The organism is Rhizobium sp. USDA 4016 (assembly GCF_056279705.1).
In genome coordinates, this window is the sequence record NZ_JBWCCY010000004.1 from 1553758 (window position 1) to 1568937 (window position 15180).

A 15180-nucleotide genomic window follows, 5' to 3' on the forward strand; every position below is an offset into this window, starting at 1 on the left:
TAGAGATACTTTGGCTGGCCATGGCCACCTCAAACGGTGCGCGCTTGCAGCAAAAAAGCTGCGCGCACCGTTCCCTCGGTGGCTCCAATTCTTCCTTCCGTAGGTGCTATGGCAGCGAATTCACCAGCAACATGATCCTTCAATGGACGGATTGAACCAAGGTGGGTTGGGATTACATCGCGCCTGGCAAGCCAATCCAGAACGCCTTCATCGAGAGCTTCAATGTACTTGCGAGATGAGCTATTGAATGAAACGCTTTTCTCGTCACTGGCTCATGTTCGGTCAGCGTTTTCTAGTTGGCGCAGCGATTACAACGATCTGTCTTCACGCTCTATGCATTTCGCGGTACGCGGCTCTGTCGACATGTCTGATCCAGAGGCATGGGCTGGTCTTGCGACCTTGATCGCTCTCGAAATCGTGTTGGGGATCGACAACCTGGTCTTCATCGCCATCCTCGCTGACAAGCTGCCACCGAACCAACGATCCATCGTCTGCCTGTTCGACCGAAAGCTGATCGTCCTCATAGTCTGAGGACTTTGATCAACCAGACCTGCCTTGTCTTTTAGACGCGCCGCGCCTTGCGGGCTGCGTAGCGGCGGTCCCGCTCAGCCTTCCGATCTGCCTCGTCTGAGATCACTCTGGCAATTCGCTCTCTTTCTTGCGTTTCGCGCTCCTCGGCTTTCGCCCGCGCCTCAGCATTGGCTGCGTCAGCCAGGGCGGCTGCGGCGGCAAGGTTGCGTTCGGCTTCTTCCTGTTTTGACTTCACGCGCTCGGCACGTCGTAGTTCACGGGCCTCGGCTGTGGCCCGTCGTTCGGCTCGCCTGGCGACCATCTCAGGGTCGTCGGCCTTGGGCGCGGCCTTGAGTTTGTCAAGCAGGTGCTGCTTGGCTTCGTTCGCCGCTTTGCGACGATTGGCAAAATTATCATCGCCTGGATGTCTCAAGCTATATCGTCCTGTCGTGTGGTTTTCCTATGCCGTTCACAGCTATCCACGCACTTAGCATACGACACGGCATTGCTCTATAATAACCTGACCCTCCCTCACAAACAATTGCGGGGGCGGCTAAGAATTTGGGGCGAAAAGCGTCAAACAATGGCTGCGGCTCGCGAGGCGGGCCGAAATGAGCGAAATCGCCTTTCCGAAGCGAATTCATGACAATGCAAGACAAAGTGATCTTCATCAGCGCTCGTGATCGCCTTTGTCACCTTCGCCCGTTTTTGCCATTGTCTTGGCCTTCGTGCGGCGGTCGGTTGCCAGAGATTTTCCGACGTCCACTGATTCCTTGAGCCGGCCGTCTTCGTCGCGCCGGACGTAGCGTTTGTCGGTGCCGCTATCGATGAGTTCGCGCTTTGTCATGTGTCTTCTTTTCGTCGGAGGTTATTGTGTTTTCTCGGTGCCTGCTGGCGCGACAGACTGAGAATCTCCGCCCGTACCGGATCCAGCAGTCGGATCGCGATCCGTCGGCGCGGTTTGCATCTTCTCACCGGCCGGAGGGGTATTGTCGATCACCTTTTGGTCGGTAGGAGTGACAACGGCATTCGGCTCCGTCGTGGTCGATTGGTTGACGTCGGTCGCCGCATCGTTGTCAACCGCCTCGCCAAACATTTCCGAGATGCCCCAAGCGATCATCGCCAGAAACAGGCCCCCGACCAGGACCATCAAGACCGGACGGCCCAGAAACCCTTGTCGTGCTTCGACCGGCGATTCCACGACATCCTTATCCTTATCCTTGTCCTCTGACGCGACCCGGTTGCCGCGCTCGTCTAAATGGGTAGCCATGGCATCATCCTCTTGAATTTCATGCCGCTAAACTGAGATGCTATGGGAATGTTCCCTCACAATGAAACGAACCTCGCGTCGTGTGTTGCCTGCTCACCAGGAGACACGCTGAATGCCCAGGACCCGGATAATGAGAGTTGCACGCGAAGTTCGATCTTCTCATCATGCGGCTAATCGCAGAGTGCGCCGAAGGCGGATTCGCCTGCGACGGTCCTCGGTACGCTTAGGGACGAAACTGGGAAAAGAGGCTTGTCGCAATAGATGAAAGTGACGGGCGGCTTCGATCAATATTTGTTCCAGGCTTAAGTATTTCAATCAGTTAGCTGAATCATTATCAACTTCCGCCGGCAAGTGGGCAAAACGAGGCGAATTCTTTTGTCTGCCAAATGCAGTTTGTTGACTCAGGAAGCTCATCTTGAACGATGAGCAAAAGACGCAGTCGAGGAAAAATAAACCTCGATAAGTCTTCGTGGGAGCACTCATCATAGATAGTAATTCAGTGAGCTGACACAAGAACCAAACGCCTGCTGCCAAGCGTTCAGCGGCGTCCCATCAGACGTGACCGGATCGCATTCGAGACGGCGTCGAAGGCAAACACGACAATCAGAATGAGGAGCACCATGTAGCCGACGTTCTCCCAGTCCTGGTTGGTGCGCATCGCCTCCCAGAGTTTGAGGCCGATTCCTCCCGCGCCGACGGCGCCGATGATCGTCGCGGAGCGCGTGTTGGACTCCCAGAAGTAGAGGGCCTGGGACGCGAAGACAGGAAGCACCTGCGGCAGGACGCCGAACCGCTGCACCGCAATCGGCGACGCTCCGACGGAGCGGACGCCTTCCCGCTGCTTCTCGTCGATGTTCTCGAGCGATTCCGAATACAGTTTGCCCAGCGTCCCGGTATCCGTGAAGAAGATCGCCGAGATGCCGGCCAGAGGCCCAGGTCCGAAGCCGCGTGTGAAGAAAAGCGCCCAGATCAGCATGTCGACGGAGCGAAGGAAATCGAAGAACCTTTTCGTCACCTGGTTCGTAGGGCGGTTGCGGGTGATGTTACGTGCCGCCACGAATGCCAGGGGGAAAGCGACGAGCGAGGCGAACATGGTGCCCACGAACGCCATCACGATGGTCTGCAGGAGCTTCGTCCAGACGTCGAGGTGCTGCCATTCGCTGTTGTAGAGGATGTTGTCCCAGGCGAGAGCGAGGTTGCTTCGCTCCGGGTCGATGCGTGGACCGCTGAGGATGAGGCTTGCAACCTCGGAATATGGCTTCCCGAAGAAGGGAGACCGCGTGTCGAACAGGAAATTCACCCACCCGAGAAACCGCTTGTGGACCTTGACGTCGTTGGTCGTGACTTCCGCCCAGCCCGCGAATCCGAAGCTGGCTATGATCTTCTCGCCCGGCCGCCTCTGCGACGCCCAGTCCGGAAGGGGAGCGCCAATGCGGATGTCCGGCCTGCCCATCGGCACGACGACCGTTTCTCCGCCTCTCGTCAACACCGCCTTATTGGCAGTCATTTCTATCGAGGAACTGCTGCTCATGGCGATCCGCGCCCGTGTGACAACCTCCTCGGTGACGATTGCCGGAGCGGTCGCCGCCGGGGGCTGCGCGGGCGAGCCGGACCCTTTAGGTGCGGACGATCCCATGGCCGCACCGGGAGCCATCAGCAATATGCTGCTTTTCGGCTTTGTCTGTGGCTCGGACGGGCTGGCCGTCGGTGTGGCCGTGCCGGTCTGATGGGTGACGACGGATTTTTCGGTCTGCACCCAGTCGGGGTTCGGATGTTCGCCGAGCGGATCGAACCGGGAATAGGAAATCTTCATGGTCCCGTCGGCTGCCATGTCGATCTCGGGACGAACCTCGAAGGAGATCCAGTCGGCAAGGTAGGTGCCGGCGATCGAGTAGTCGGCCTGAGAGAAGACCTTTCCGAACGCGAAGAACCAGAACGAGAACGCTACATAGGCGGCTGCGAGAATGACGAGAAGAGGAGCGCGGTAGCGGCGCAGCGAGGTGGTGTCGAAGAGCTGCGGGTGGCGCGCGGCGATGTCGGCCTTTTGGACGGGCGAAAGCGTGTTCATCGATGCAACCTCATGCCACGGCGCGGAACGACTGCTCGCCGACCAGCCTTTTACGCAGCCATGCGGAGAACTGGTCGACGGCAATGATGGTGCAGAAAAGCAGGAATACGATCGCAAGAGTCTTGGCCGGATGACCCTGTCCGATCGAGAGCCTGAGAAGCTCGCCGATGCCGCCGCCGCCGACCGCACCGATGATCGTGGACGCCCGCACGTTGATCTCAAGCCTCAGGAGGAAATAGCTCACGAAGTTGGGCATGACCTGCGGCACCATTGCGAACCAGACCCGTTCGAGCCAGGTCGCGCCGACGGCCCGCAGGCCTTCGTCGGGGCGCATGTCGGCGTTCTCCACCACCTCGAAGAACATCTTTCCGAGCGCTCCGGTGGTGTGGACGGATAGTGCGATGATCGCAGGGACCGGCCCCAGCGACAGAATTGCCAGACAGAAGCCTGCGATGACGACCTCGGGAAACGCTCGAAGAATTTCCATGAAGCGGCGTACGGCGCCCCTGACATAAGGATTCGGCGTCATGTTCTTCGCTGCGAAGAAGCAGAGCACGAATCCCAGGCAGAAGCCGACGCCTGTGGAGAAGATGGCGATATTCACCGTCTCGACGATCTTTTCGACATATTCCGGAACGTAGAGGGTCTGCGTGACGTAGAACCGGCCCTCGGGGTAGTCGTACTTCTGGCTCCCGTCGTAATAGGGGGAGGGGAGATCGAGCAGGGCACGCACCGGCTCCCACGCGTCGCGCGGCACGAGGTCCCCGACGAAGTCCGCCAGATAGGGGAGGCGGTCCCAAAATTTGCCCGCGTTGGTCTCATTGGCGAACCACACCGAACCCGCGGTGAAGACGACGACGAGAAACAGGGCAAGCAACGTCTGGCCGCGGCGCCGGGAGGCAAGCTCATGCCAGTGCCGCTCGATCATGCTTGCAGTTTCACTCGGGGGGTGGCGCAGCGCAGTGTCGCTCATCTTCAGCCTGTCGAACGTGGGATATGGCAAAGCCGCCGGAGGGATCCGGCGGCTTTGCGGGAGGAAACGGCATCAGCCGCCAATGGCTGCCTTGCGGACGTCAATGATCGGCTTGTAGAAGTCGACGTTGACCTCGGTGTAGCCCTTGAAGTCGCCGCCCTGGATGGCAGCGAAGCAGGCCGGGTCCGACTTCGGCAGGCCGAGCATGAATGCCTTGAACTTGGTCTTCATGTCGTCGTTCAGCGAGGAGCGGATGACGACCGGGCCGTTCGGGATGAGCGGCGACTTCCAGAGTTCGACGAGGTCGTCCATGTTCAGGATGCCCTTGTCGACCATCTTGCGAAGGTTACCGGAGCTGTAGCCATCCTTGAACTCGCCCACGCCCGACGCCCAGGTGGTGCCCGCGTCGAAGTTGCCCTTTACGACTTCCAAGACGAGGTTCTCGTGGCCGCCGCCAAAGCCGGTGGAAGAGAAGTATTCCTTGACCGGAGCGCCAATGGCTTCAGGCAGCGTGACGAGGGGAACAAGGTAGCCGGAAGTCGAGTCAGGATCGGCAAAGCCGAGCTTCTTGCCCTTCATGTCTTCGAGCTTCTTGATGCCGCTGTCCTTGCGGGCGACCATGACCGAGTAATAGCCGGTTGCGCCGTCGGTCTGCACGGTCGTCAGGATCGGTTCGACGGCCTTGGAATTGGCGAGATAGACCTTGGCAAAGGCGGAGGCGCCAAGTTCTGCGTAGTCCAGCGTGCCGCCGAGCAGGCCCTGGACGACGCCGTCATAGTCGGCTGCCGGGAAGAAGGAGACCTTCTCGACACCGATCGCAGCGGGAAGCTTTTCCGACAGGCACTGGAAATTGCGCAGGCGATCAGCCTCGTTTTCGCCGCCGAGAATGCCGACACGGAATTCCTTGAGGTCTTCGGCTGCGGCAGCGCCGGCAAGCGCTAAAAGCGCTGTCGCGGCAAAGAGTGCTTTCTTCAACATGGTTCTCTCCTGATTGACCGGTTCCCCGGTGGTCTTGCTGTTACGAAGAAGTGTGCCCTTGACGCGGGCGGTCGATCGCCGCCGTCTCTCAGAGGCCCGCCAGGGCAACCGGTTGCAGGCCGACGGATGCTTGAGCGGTGGCTGGCGCGGGCATGTTGATCGAGGTAGACGTCATGGTCTCGTCGATGCCGGCGCCATCCTTGTCGGTGCCGTAGATTTCCTTGACCGCAGCCGCTGTCAGCTCTGAAGGCTTGCCGTCGAAAACGACGCGGCCGGCGGCCATCCCGACAATGCGTTCGCAATAGTTGCGCGCCGTATCGAGCGTATGCAGGTTGGTGATGACGGTAATGCCCTCGCGCTCGTTGATGTCGCGCAGCGCATCCATCACGATTTTGGCGTTCAGCGAGTCGAGCGAGGCGATCGGCTCGTCGGCGAGTACCATCTTCGGGTTCTGCATCAGGGCGCGCGCGATCGCCACGCGCTGCTGCTGGCCGCCGGAGAGCGTGCCGGCGGTCTGCAGCGCCGTCTGCTCGATGCCGAGGCGCTCCAGAGCCGCAATCGCATGAATGCGCTCGTCGCGGCTGAAGATGTTGAGGATGCTCAGCATGGTCGGGCGGTGATTGAGGCGGCCGAGCATGACATTGGTCAGAACGTCGAGGCGAGGGACGAGATTGAACTGCTGGAAGATCATCGCGCAATCGCGCTGCCAGTTGCGCAGGGCTTCGCCGCGGAGTGCGGAGACTTCGACGCCGCTGAATCGGATGGAGCCGGACGTCGGCTCCTGCAGGCGGTTGATCATGCGAAGAAGCGTGGATTTGCCGGCGCCCGAGCGGCCGATGATGCCCACCATTTGGCCCTGCGGTATTCTCAGGTTCGTCTGGTCGACCGCCGTCTTGCCACCGAACCGCCGGGTCAAATCCGTTATTTCCAGCATTGGCGCGTCCCTCGTCATTGCGTTGGAGGGGACATATGCCGCGTTCTTAACGGTGTAATGTCGGTTTTATGTCACTTTTATAATGTTTGCCGATTTTCCCTTGGCTGCGCGACGGATAATGGATGTGTTGGCCAGCTCTTTTCTGCCTGGACGCCGGAACCTGCCGGCTCAGTTCGAAATCAGATGGGCAAGTGTCGGGAAGGCATTGACTCTGTTTGTCTAATTTGTTTTTGGTTCGATACTTAAAAATCGGCCTCACTGGCGCAGCTGGCGCGCATCGCCGATGCCTTCCTTCCCGTACAATGAATTGATACAAAACTGTCACAAAACTGTTACGTGGTGCCTATAGAGGGGAGCCGACGCCGAAGCGTCATCGTTAAATTCTACGGGAGAGTATCCATGAAGAAATATCTCGGAAGCTGCGCAGTCGCCGCTATTTTGCTGGCAACCGCAGGCGTCGCATCGGCCCGCGATCAGATCAAGATCGTCGGTTCGTCCACCGTGTTCCCCTACACCCAGGCCGTCGCTGAAGAGTTCGCGAACAAGACCGGCAAGCCTGCCCCGGTTGTCGAGTCGACCGGTACGGGCGGCGGCTTCAAGGCCTTCTGCGGCGGCGTCGGCGAAGACTTCGCAGACATCACCGGCGCTTCCCGCGCGATCAAGGAATCGGAAGTCAAGCTCTGCGCCGGCAACGGCGTGACCGACATCACAGAAGCCCTCATCGGCTATGACGGCCTCTCGATCGCCGTCTCCCGTTCCAATACTGGCGACTGGAACCTGACCAAGGAACAGATCTTCCAGGCGCTCGCTGCCCAGCTTCCCGACGGCAAGGGCGGCCTCGTCGCCAACCCGAACAAGAAGTGGTCCGACATCGACAAGTCCCTTCCGGACGTCAACATCGTCGCCTTTGGCCCGCCGCCGACCTCCGGCACCCGCGACGCCTTCGTCGAACTGGTCATGCTCGAGGGCTGCGCCAAGGTTCCTGGCATGGCCGACATCAAGAAGGCCGACGAGAAGAAATACACGGAAGCCTGCTCGCGCATGCGCCAGGACGGTCCGTTCATCGAAGCCGGCGAAAACGACAACCTCATCGTTCAGCGTCTTGAATCCGATCCGAATTCCGTTGGCATCTTCGGCTATTCGTTCCTCTACGAGAACGAAGACAAGCTCAAGGACATCAAGATCGAAGGTGTGGAAGCCAGCTTCGACACCATCAAGGACGGCTCCTACCCGGTATCCCGCCCGCTCTTCATTTACGTCAAGAATGCGCACCGCGACGTCATTCCTGGCATGAAGGAGTTCCTGGAAGAGTACACTTCCAAGGCTTCGATGGGCGAGGACGGCTATCTTGCCGAACGTGGCCTGACGCCGCTTGACGACTCCAAGCGCGAGGAAGTCGAGAAGGCTGTCCTAGCCGCCAAGAAGCTCGGCTCGTAATATCGAATTTCACCGGCCGCCCGCGCACCCCGCGGGCGGCTTCTTCTCACATGGGGGCAACATGTCCGGTTATCTCTTCCTCGTATTGGTTGCCGCGGCCGTGATCGCGGCCTACTTTGGAGGCTCGCGCGCCCTCGCCGTAGCGACAACGGCAGGAACGAGCCGCATAAAGGCGCATTCCCGGCCAATTTACCACGGCCTCAATGCCGCGATTTGGACTGCTGTTCCCGCTTTCGTATTTCTTCTTCTCTGGCTCGCCTTCCAGTCCAGCGTCATCAATCAGCTTGTGGTGGCCTCATATCCAGGCTCCGAAGCCATGGACGGTGCCGCACGGTCGCTGCTGATCGGCGAAATCCGCCAGGTCGCGGCCGGAAACCTGTTCCGCCAGCCGTCGCCCGAGGTTGCCGCTGCAGCAGAGCACCTGCGGTCCCTCCAGACCTACTCTACCTACCTGATGACGGCCATTGGCCTCTGCATCGCCGCCGTCGGCGCGTTCCTCGGCATGAAGGTAATCAGCCCACGGTATCGCGCCCGCCACAGCGTCGAGACTGCGGTCACGGGCTTCATGATGTTCTCCTCCCTGGTCGCCATCATCATCACGCTGGGCATCGTCGGCTCGCTCGTCTTCGAAGCGCTGCACTTCTTTGCGAAGGTGCCGGTTACCGAATTTCTCTTCGGCCTGCGCTGGGAACCTCAGATCGCCATTCGTGCGGACCAAGTGGCGGGGCAGGGCGCGTTCGGCGTTCTTCCCGTTCTGTTCGGCACGTTTGTCATCTCTGCGATCGCGATGCTGGTCGCGGTGCCGACAGGCATCCTCTCCGCCATCTATCTGACCGAGTATGCGCACCCGCGGTTCCGTGCCGTCGTGAAGCCGCTTCTCGAAATTCTCGCCGGTGTTCCGACGGTCGTCTACGGCTTCTTCGCCGTGCTGACTGTCGCCCCTGCTATCAGGGCTCTGGGCGCGGCCGTCGGGATACCCTCGTCGCCGAACAGCGCGCTTGCCACCGGCCTTGTCATGGGTGTGATGATCATCCCGTTCATCTCCTCGCTTTCGGACGACGCCTTCGCCGCAGTGCCCCGTGCCATGCGCGACGGTTCGCTGGCTCTTGGCGCGACGAAGGGAGAGACTATCCGCAAGGTCCTGCTGCCCGCCGCTTTGCCAGGGATTATCGGCGGCGTACTTCTTGCACTCAGCCGTGCGGTCGGCGAGACGATGATCGTCGTCATGGCGGCCGGCCTGATCGCGAAGATTACTCTCAACCCGTTCGACGCGGTCACCACCGTGACCGTCCAGATCGTCACCCTGCTGATTGGCGACTCGGAGTTCGACAACCCGAAGACGCTGGCGGCCTTTGCACTCGGCCTCGTGCTCTTCCTCGTCACGCTCGGCTTGAACCTCATCGCGCTGCGCACCGTGCGCAAGTACCGGGAGAAATACTGATGTCCACGACCGCAGTCGCCGGAACGCGTGTCAACTGGCATTCGGACGACATGAAGGCGCGCCGGAAGGCACGCTATGCCGCCGAGCGCCGTCTCCAGGTTTATGGCATGATCGCGATTGTTTTCGCGCTCGGCTTCCTCGCCTTCCTCATCGGTTCTCTGACGCTCACGGGGTACAAGGCGTTCACCCAGACGGTGGCCACCATCAACATCGACCTGAGCAAAGCTGAGCTCGATACAAGCGATATGATGAAGGCCGATTGGCGCGGCGCTGTACGCGACGCGTTGCGCACTCAGGTGGGGGATTTGCCTCGCAGGCAGGAGAAGGCCTACTTCGACCTCTTCACGTCGTCGGCACCGTTCCTCGTCCGCGACGCGGTCATCAAGGATCCGGCGCGCCTTAAGGGGCCGAGCACCTTCGTTATCCCGATGTCGGACCCGGCCGACCAGTTCGTCAAGGGTGAGATCAGCCGGGACACGCCCGAGAGCCAGCGCCGCGTCAGCGACGAGCAGATCGGCATGATCGACCAGCTCGTATCCAAGGGCGTGATCTCCAGCCCGTTCAACTGGGCGCTCTTCCTCAATGCCGACAGCCGCTTCCCGGAACTGGCTGGCTTGGCTGGCGCGATTTCCGGATCGTTCTGGTCGCTGCTGGTCTGCTTCGCGATCAGCTTCCCGATCGGCATCGCGGCGGCGATCTACCTGGAAGAGTTCGCTCCCAAGAACCGTTTCACCGACCTCATCGAGATCAACATCAACAACCTTGCGGCGGTCCCGTCGGTGGTCTTCGGTCTCCTCGGGCTCGCCGTCTTCCTGAACGGCTTCGGCCTACCGCGGTCGTCTCCGCTCGTCGGCGGCCTCGTTCTCTCGCTGATGACGCTGCCGACGCTCATCATCGTCACACGCGTGTCGCTGAAAGCGGTGCCTTCCTCGATCCGCGAGGCGGCTCTCGGGGTCGGCGCCTCCAAGCACGAGATGATCTTCCATCACGTGCTGTCGCTCGCCATGCCGACCGTCATGACCGGCGCGATCATCTCGCTCGCGCGAGCGCTTGGTGAAACGGCGCCGCTGCTGCTCATTGGTATGAACGCCTTCATCACAAGCCCGCCGGATGGTATCTTCGCGGCGTCGACGGCCCTTCCCAGCCAGATCTACATCTGGGCGGACAGCCCGGAGCGCGGCTTCGTATCGAGGACCTCCGCCGCAATTCTCGTGCTGTTGGGCTTCCTCATATTGATGAATGCAATCGCCATCTTCCTCAGGCAGCGTTTTGAACGCCGCTGGTAACGGAGTAAGGATTATGAACATGTTGACTGAAACAGCAGTTGAGAAGGCTCTGGAGCAGAAACTGAATACGAGCGCCTATAAGATGGTCGGCAAGACGGTGTCTGTCTACTACGGCGAGAAGCGTGCGCTTTTCGACGTGAACCTGAACGTCCGCGAAAACACTGTTACCGCCCTCATCGGCCCATCGGGCTGCGGCAAGTCCACGTTCCTGCGTTGCTTGAACCGCATGAACGACACGATCGACAATTGCCGCGTCACGGGCGAAATCAAGCTGGACGACGCGGATATCTACGATCCGGACATCGACGTCGTGGAACTCCGCGCCCGCGTCGGCATGGTCTTCCAGAAGCCGAACCCGTTCCCGAAGTCTATCTACGAGAACGTTTCTTACGGACCGCGCATCCATGGAATTGCGAGGTCGAAGGCCGACCTTGATCAGATCGTCGAAAGCAGCCTCCATAAGGCCGGCCTCTGGAACGAAGTCAAGGACCGCCTGCAGGAATCCGGCACCGGTCTGTCGGGCGGCCAGCAGCAGCGCTTGTGCATCGCGCGCGCCGTTGCCGTCAGCCCGGAAGTCATCCTGATGGACGAACCGTGCTCGGCGCTCGATCCGATCGCGACCGCCAAGGTCGAGGAGTTGATCCACGAGCTTCGCGAGAACTACAGTATTGTCATCGTGACGCACTCGATGCAGCAGGCAGCCCGCGTTTCGCAGCGCACCGCCATGTTCCACCTCGGCAATCTCGTCGAGGAGAATGACACCGACAAGATGTTCACCAATCCGGACGACCCGCGCACCCAGGATTACATCATGGGCCGCTTCGGCTGAGCTGCGGCGTTCAGGCTATTCAAGGACAATCCCAATGGCATCGACCCATATCTTTTCTGCCTATGACGAGGATCTGAAGTATTTGTCCCGCCGCATCTCGGAAATGGGCGGGCTTGCCGAGCAGATGGTGTCGGACGCCGTCCGCGCGCTAGTTAACGGTGACGCTGGCTTGGCCCAGAAGGTCATCTCCGACGATGTCGTCATGGATCACGCCGAGCGCGAGATCGGCGACAAGGCGATCGTCACGATTGCCCGCCGCCAGCCGGTGGCCTCGGACCTTCGCGAGATCATGGGCTCGATCCGCATCGCGGCCGATCTCGAGCGCGTCGGCGATCTCGGCAAGAACACCGCCAAGCGTGTCATCGCCGTGCAGAGCACCGGCGTTCCGCGCAAGCTCGCCCGCGGTCTCGAGCATCTTTCCGAACTGGCGCTGGTCCAGCTCAAGGAAGTACTCGACGTCTATGCCTCGCGTTCAGCCGACAAGGCGAAGTCGATCCGCGAGCGCGACGAGGAAATCGACGCGATGTACACCTCGCTGTTCCGCGAGCTGTTGACCTACATGATGGAAGATCCGCGCAACATCACCAGCTGCACGCATCTTCTCTTCTGTGCGAAGAACATCGAGCGCATCGGCGATCACGCCACTAACATTGCCGAAACGATCTATTACATGGCGACCGGCGCACAGCCGGAAGGCGAACGTCCGAAGGACGATACTGCCAACACCGTCGGCGCGGTCACGGAATGACAATTCCGAACCGGCCCTCAGGAGACAGAACCGAATGATCCCGAGAGTTGCAGTCGTTGAAGACGAAGAGGCACTGAGCGTGCTTCTTCGCTATAACCTTGAGGCCGAAGGTTTCGAGGTCGACACCATTCTGCGCGGCGACGAGGCCGAAATCAGGCTTCAGGAGCGCACGCCGGATATTCTGATCCTCGATTGGATGCTGCCGGGCGTGTCGGGCATAGAGCTTTGCCGCCGCCTGCGCATGCGCCCGGAAACGGAGCGTCTGCCGATCATCATGCTGACGGCGCGCGGCGAGGAAAGCGAGCGTGTGCGCGGCCTTTCCACCGGCGCCGACGACTACGTGGTCAAGCCGTTCTCCACGCCCGAACTCGTTGCCCGCGTCAAGGCGATGCTGCGCCGCGCCAAGCCCGAGGTGCTCTCCACGGTGCTGAAATGCGGCGATATCGAACTCGACCGCGAAACGCATCGTGTTCACCGCAAGAGCCGCGAAGTCCGTCTCGGCCCGACCGAATTCCGTCTACTGGAATTCCTGATGTCGTCGCCCGGCCGCGTCTTCTCGCGTTCGCAGCTTCTGGACGGTGTCTGGGGCCACGACATTTATGTCGACGAGCGCACCGTGGACGTTCATGTCGGTCGACTGCGCAAGGCGCTGAACTTCTCCAACATGCAGGACGTCATCCGCACCGTCCGCGGCGCAGGATATTCGATGGAAGCATAGCAGGGAGGCTGGAGAAGATGTCGGTGCGGGTACTTGTTGTTGAGCAGGACGAAGATCTGCTCGCGACACTGAAGCATGCTCTGGAGACAGAAGGGTATTCGGTGAACTGTCTTCACCCGCATGCGTCGCTGGTCGAGCTCGTTGCGTTGCGGCTGCCTGATGCGGTGATATTCGGTGCGCCGGCTCCTGGCTCGATGGCAATCTCGACATGCCGCCAGTTCCGGACAACTGGAGCGACCGCCCGCCTTCCGATCGTGGTGCTGCTGGACTCGGCCCTCGAGCAGGACCGGTTGGCCGTTCTCTCCGCCGGAGCCGACGACTGCCTCATAAAGGCAGTCTCCCCCGTGGAACTCCTCATCCGCTTGCGGAACCTCCTGCGGCGTCTCAATCCAGCGCTGCTGGAGAGCACACTGAAGGTCGGGGATCTGACGCTCGATAAGAACGCCCGCCGGGTTCACAGGCAGAAGAAGGAAGTCAAGCTCGGCCCCACCGAGTTCAGGCTGCTCGAGTTTCTGATGAAGTCCCCCGGCCGCGTCCACTCCCGATCGGAATTGAGGGCATCGCTGTGGGGTAACGATGCCAGTGTCGATGAGCGCGCTGTCGACGTACACATCGGGCGTCTCCGGAAGGGCATCAGTTTCGGCAAGGCCGATAAGGTGATCCGGACGGTGCGTGGCGCCGGCTACGCACTCGGCGACTTCTGATCCGGATCAGGTTCCTATCCTATCCCCGTCGCTGTGCGCACAGATTGAGACGCGCGATACAGCTGTTCGCGCAATACGTGTGTCACGTCGATTTCACGCGACTGCCTATATTAGGGTGTGCTTAGTCGCGCTGGAGGTGATTCCAGTCCGCCTTCGGCTCCCATACTCGCCTAAGGGCGTCAGACATATAATCCCGCTGGGATGAGGGTTCGGCCCGATAGGCCACACTCGTCCCAAAGTACAGCTAGTTTGGTTGAAGCGATTTGGAGTATTCCATGACGATCAAGACGGCGTTGTTGAGAATGTCCCTGATTATCGTTTCCGGGTGGGTCATGGTCGGCACCATCACCTTGGTGATGTTCCATTGACCAGCGAGGTGTAAACGGCATGCGGTTCCTGGTGTACACGAAAACGATCGCTGAACTCGATTATGACGAAGAGACGCGCGTCTTGACGATCATCTACCGGGACGGCCAACTGCGATCCGTTCCCCATGTCGATCCCAAGATCATGATGAAAATGGTTGCACAGCTTCCTCCGGAACGATCCCTCTACCTGATGCAGGCGGCGATCTGAACGTCGCGGGCAAGGCAAGGTGCGACCGCACCTGGCGTCAATGCATGGCCTCGATAAAGGCGCGGCGATAGAACGCGCCGAGGTTGATCCGTTCTGCAGCGACCGCCACAAGCTTCTTTTCGAGACGGCGCTCGAATTCCCGCGATCGGGCCGCCCGCGGCCTGCCGTGCGGTGTCGTAGGCTTTAACCGCATCCGTGGTCCGACGTCGTCGCGGTACTGGGCAAGCGTCATGGCGGCCTTGATCAGCAGAGTTCTTATCTGCGGACGGTGCTCGGCAGCGATGACGAGGCCAAACGACTTGATCAGGACAGGCTTCGGGACGGGCAGCTCGATCTCGTCGATGATGTCATTTCCCACTTGCGCTTCCTCGGCGAACACGAGGTATTGGTCCACCAGGTCATGAGCGGCCTCGAGGGTCTCGGTGTCCGGGCTGTACCGGCACCAGGTGTCACCAAAAGCACTCAGCGATCCGTATGACATCAAGAGCTCCTTTGCCCTTCAAATGAACGCGGAAACTGCCTGATTGTTCAAAAGGATGCCGCAAGTGGTGCGAAAGCGGCGCGGCTTCGCCACGATCATTTGCTCCGCGGCGGGATGGCCGCCGCGGGGCAGGGAGGCGCATTCGCGTAGATTCTCCATTTCATTTCGGCCCGTGGGGGCCAATGACGCTAGGGTTGTCATGAAGTGCATGGAATAGTTCCTACCGT

The 15180-nt window shown here is 60.3% G+C and carries 16 protein-coding genes and 2 pseudogenes; 10 read left to right on the forward strand and 8 right to left on the reverse strand.

What is annotated here, in order from left to right; all coding sequences use genetic code 11:
• Positions 1-110: 110 nt before the first annotated feature.
• Both ACZ9DP_RS22775 and ACZ9DP_RS22780 read left to right on the forward strand, forming a co-directional pair.
• Positions 111-318: pseudogene (locus tag ACZ9DP_RS22775) on the forward strand (integrase core domain-containing protein); the annotation flags it as partial.
• Between the two features lie 45 nt (positions 319-363).
• Positions 364-486 (forward strand): annotated as a pseudogene (locus tag ACZ9DP_RS22780) (TerC family protein); the annotation flags it as partial.
• 76 nt (positions 487-562) lie between these two features.
• Here ACZ9DP_RS22780 and ACZ9DP_RS22785 read toward each other — a convergent pair.
• From ACZ9DP_RS22785 to phnC, 7 genes are all read right to left on the reverse strand, one after another.
• The gene (locus ACZ9DP_RS22785; protein ID WP_194729931.1) at positions 563-943 is read right to left on the reverse strand and encodes a DUF6481 family protein; all 381 of its coding nucleotides are present in this window, start codon (positions 941-943) and stop codon (positions 563-565) included.
• Positions 944-1180: 237 nt separating this feature from the next.
• On the reverse strand, positions 1181-1357 hold the full coding sequence (locus ACZ9DP_RS22790; protein ID WP_476203659.1) for a hypothetical protein: 177 nt from the start codon (positions 1355-1357) through the stop codon (positions 1181-1183).
• A gap of 21 nt (positions 1358-1378) precedes the next feature.
• Positions 1379-1780, reverse strand: coding sequence for a hypothetical protein (locus tag ACZ9DP_RS22795; protein WP_194729929.1), 402 nt, complete (start codon positions 1778-1780; stop codon positions 1379-1381).
• Positions 1781-2318: 538 nt separating this feature from the next.
• Positions 2319-3848, reverse strand: coding sequence for a phosphonate ABC transporter, permease protein PhnE (gene phnE, locus ACZ9DP_RS22800; RefSeq protein WP_476203660.1), 1530 nt, complete (start codon positions 3846-3848; stop codon positions 2319-2321).
• 10 nt (positions 3849-3858) lie between these two features.
• Positions 3859-4821 carry a phosphonate ABC transporter, permease protein PhnE gene (gene phnE / locus ACZ9DP_RS22805; protein ID WP_476203661.1) on the reverse strand — a complete coding sequence of 321 codons (963 nt, stop codon included), beginning with the start codon at positions 4819-4821 and terminating at the stop codon, positions 3859-3861.
• 72 nt (positions 4822-4893) lie between these two features.
• Entirely contained in the window at positions 4894-5799 is a 906-nt protein-coding gene (gene phnD / locus ACZ9DP_RS22810; protein ID WP_476203662.1) for a phosphonate ABC transporter substrate-binding protein, read from the reverse strand.
• An 88-nt stretch (positions 5800-5887) separates the two neighbouring features.
• Positions 5888-6733 (reverse strand): phosphonate ABC transporter ATP-binding protein, encoded by an 846-nt coding sequence (gene phnC / locus ACZ9DP_RS22815; protein ID WP_476203663.1) that lies wholly within the window; start codon positions 6731-6733, stop codon positions 5888-5890.
• A 399-nt stretch (positions 6734-7132) separates the two neighbouring features.
• Between phnC and ACZ9DP_RS22820 the strand changes: the two genes are divergently transcribed.
• The 8 genes from ACZ9DP_RS22820 to ACZ9DP_RS22855 all read left to right on the forward strand — a co-directional run bounded on the left by ACZ9DP_RS22820 (position 7133) and on the right by ACZ9DP_RS22855 (position 14472).
• The gene (locus ACZ9DP_RS22820; RefSeq protein ID WP_074068678.1) at positions 7133-8170 is read left to right on the forward strand and encodes a PstS family phosphate ABC transporter substrate-binding protein; all 1038 of its coding nucleotides are present in this window, start codon (positions 7133-7135) and stop codon (positions 8168-8170) included.
• A 61-nt stretch (positions 8171-8231) separates the two neighbouring features.
• Positions 8232-9611, forward strand: a complete 1380-nt coding sequence (pstC, locus tag ACZ9DP_RS22825) for a phosphate ABC transporter permease subunit PstC (RefSeq protein ID WP_074068676.1) — start codon at positions 8232-8234, stop codon at positions 9609-9611.
• Positions 9611-10897 (forward strand): phosphate ABC transporter permease PstA, encoded by a 1287-nt coding sequence (gene pstA, locus ACZ9DP_RS22830; protein ID WP_074068673.1) that lies wholly within the window; start codon positions 9611-9613, stop codon positions 10895-10897. The genes pstC and pstA overlap by 1 nt, the downstream gene beginning before the upstream one ends.
• A gap of 13 nt (positions 10898-10910) precedes the next feature.
• Positions 10911-11726 carry a phosphate ABC transporter ATP-binding protein PstB gene (gene pstB, locus ACZ9DP_RS22835; protein ID WP_074068671.1) on the forward strand — a complete coding sequence of 272 codons (816 nt, stop codon included), beginning with the start codon at positions 10911-10913 and terminating at the stop codon, positions 11724-11726.
• Positions 11727-11760: 34 nt separating this feature from the next.
• Positions 11761-12474, forward strand: a complete 714-nt coding sequence (phoU, locus tag ACZ9DP_RS22840) for a phosphate signaling complex protein PhoU (RefSeq protein ID WP_074068669.1) — start codon at positions 11761-11763, stop codon at positions 12472-12474.
• Between the two features lie 34 nt (positions 12475-12508).
• Positions 12509-13192: a phosphate regulon transcriptional regulator PhoB gene (gene phoB / locus ACZ9DP_RS22845; protein WP_022714998.1), complete on the forward strand. Its 684-nt coding sequence runs from the start codon at positions 12509-12511 to the stop codon at positions 13190-13192.
• Positions 13193-13209: 17 nt separating this feature from the next.
• Positions 13210-13896, forward strand: coding sequence for a winged helix-turn-helix domain-containing protein (locus tag ACZ9DP_RS22850; protein WP_074068666.1), 687 nt, complete (start codon positions 13210-13212; stop codon positions 13894-13896).
• A 387-nt stretch (positions 13897-14283) separates the two neighbouring features.
• Positions 14284-14472 (forward strand): hypothetical protein, encoded by a 189-nt coding sequence (locus tag ACZ9DP_RS22855; protein ID WP_074068664.1) that lies wholly within the window; start codon positions 14284-14286, stop codon positions 14470-14472.
• A gap of 37 nt (positions 14473-14509) precedes the next feature.
• On the opposite strand, the gene ACZ9DP_RS22860 is transcribed toward ACZ9DP_RS22855, so the two are convergent.
• Entirely contained in the window at positions 14510-14953 is a 444-nt protein-coding gene (locus ACZ9DP_RS22860; protein ID WP_194729924.1) for a hypothetical protein, read from the reverse strand.
• Between the last annotated feature and the right edge of the window lie 227 nt (positions 14954-15180).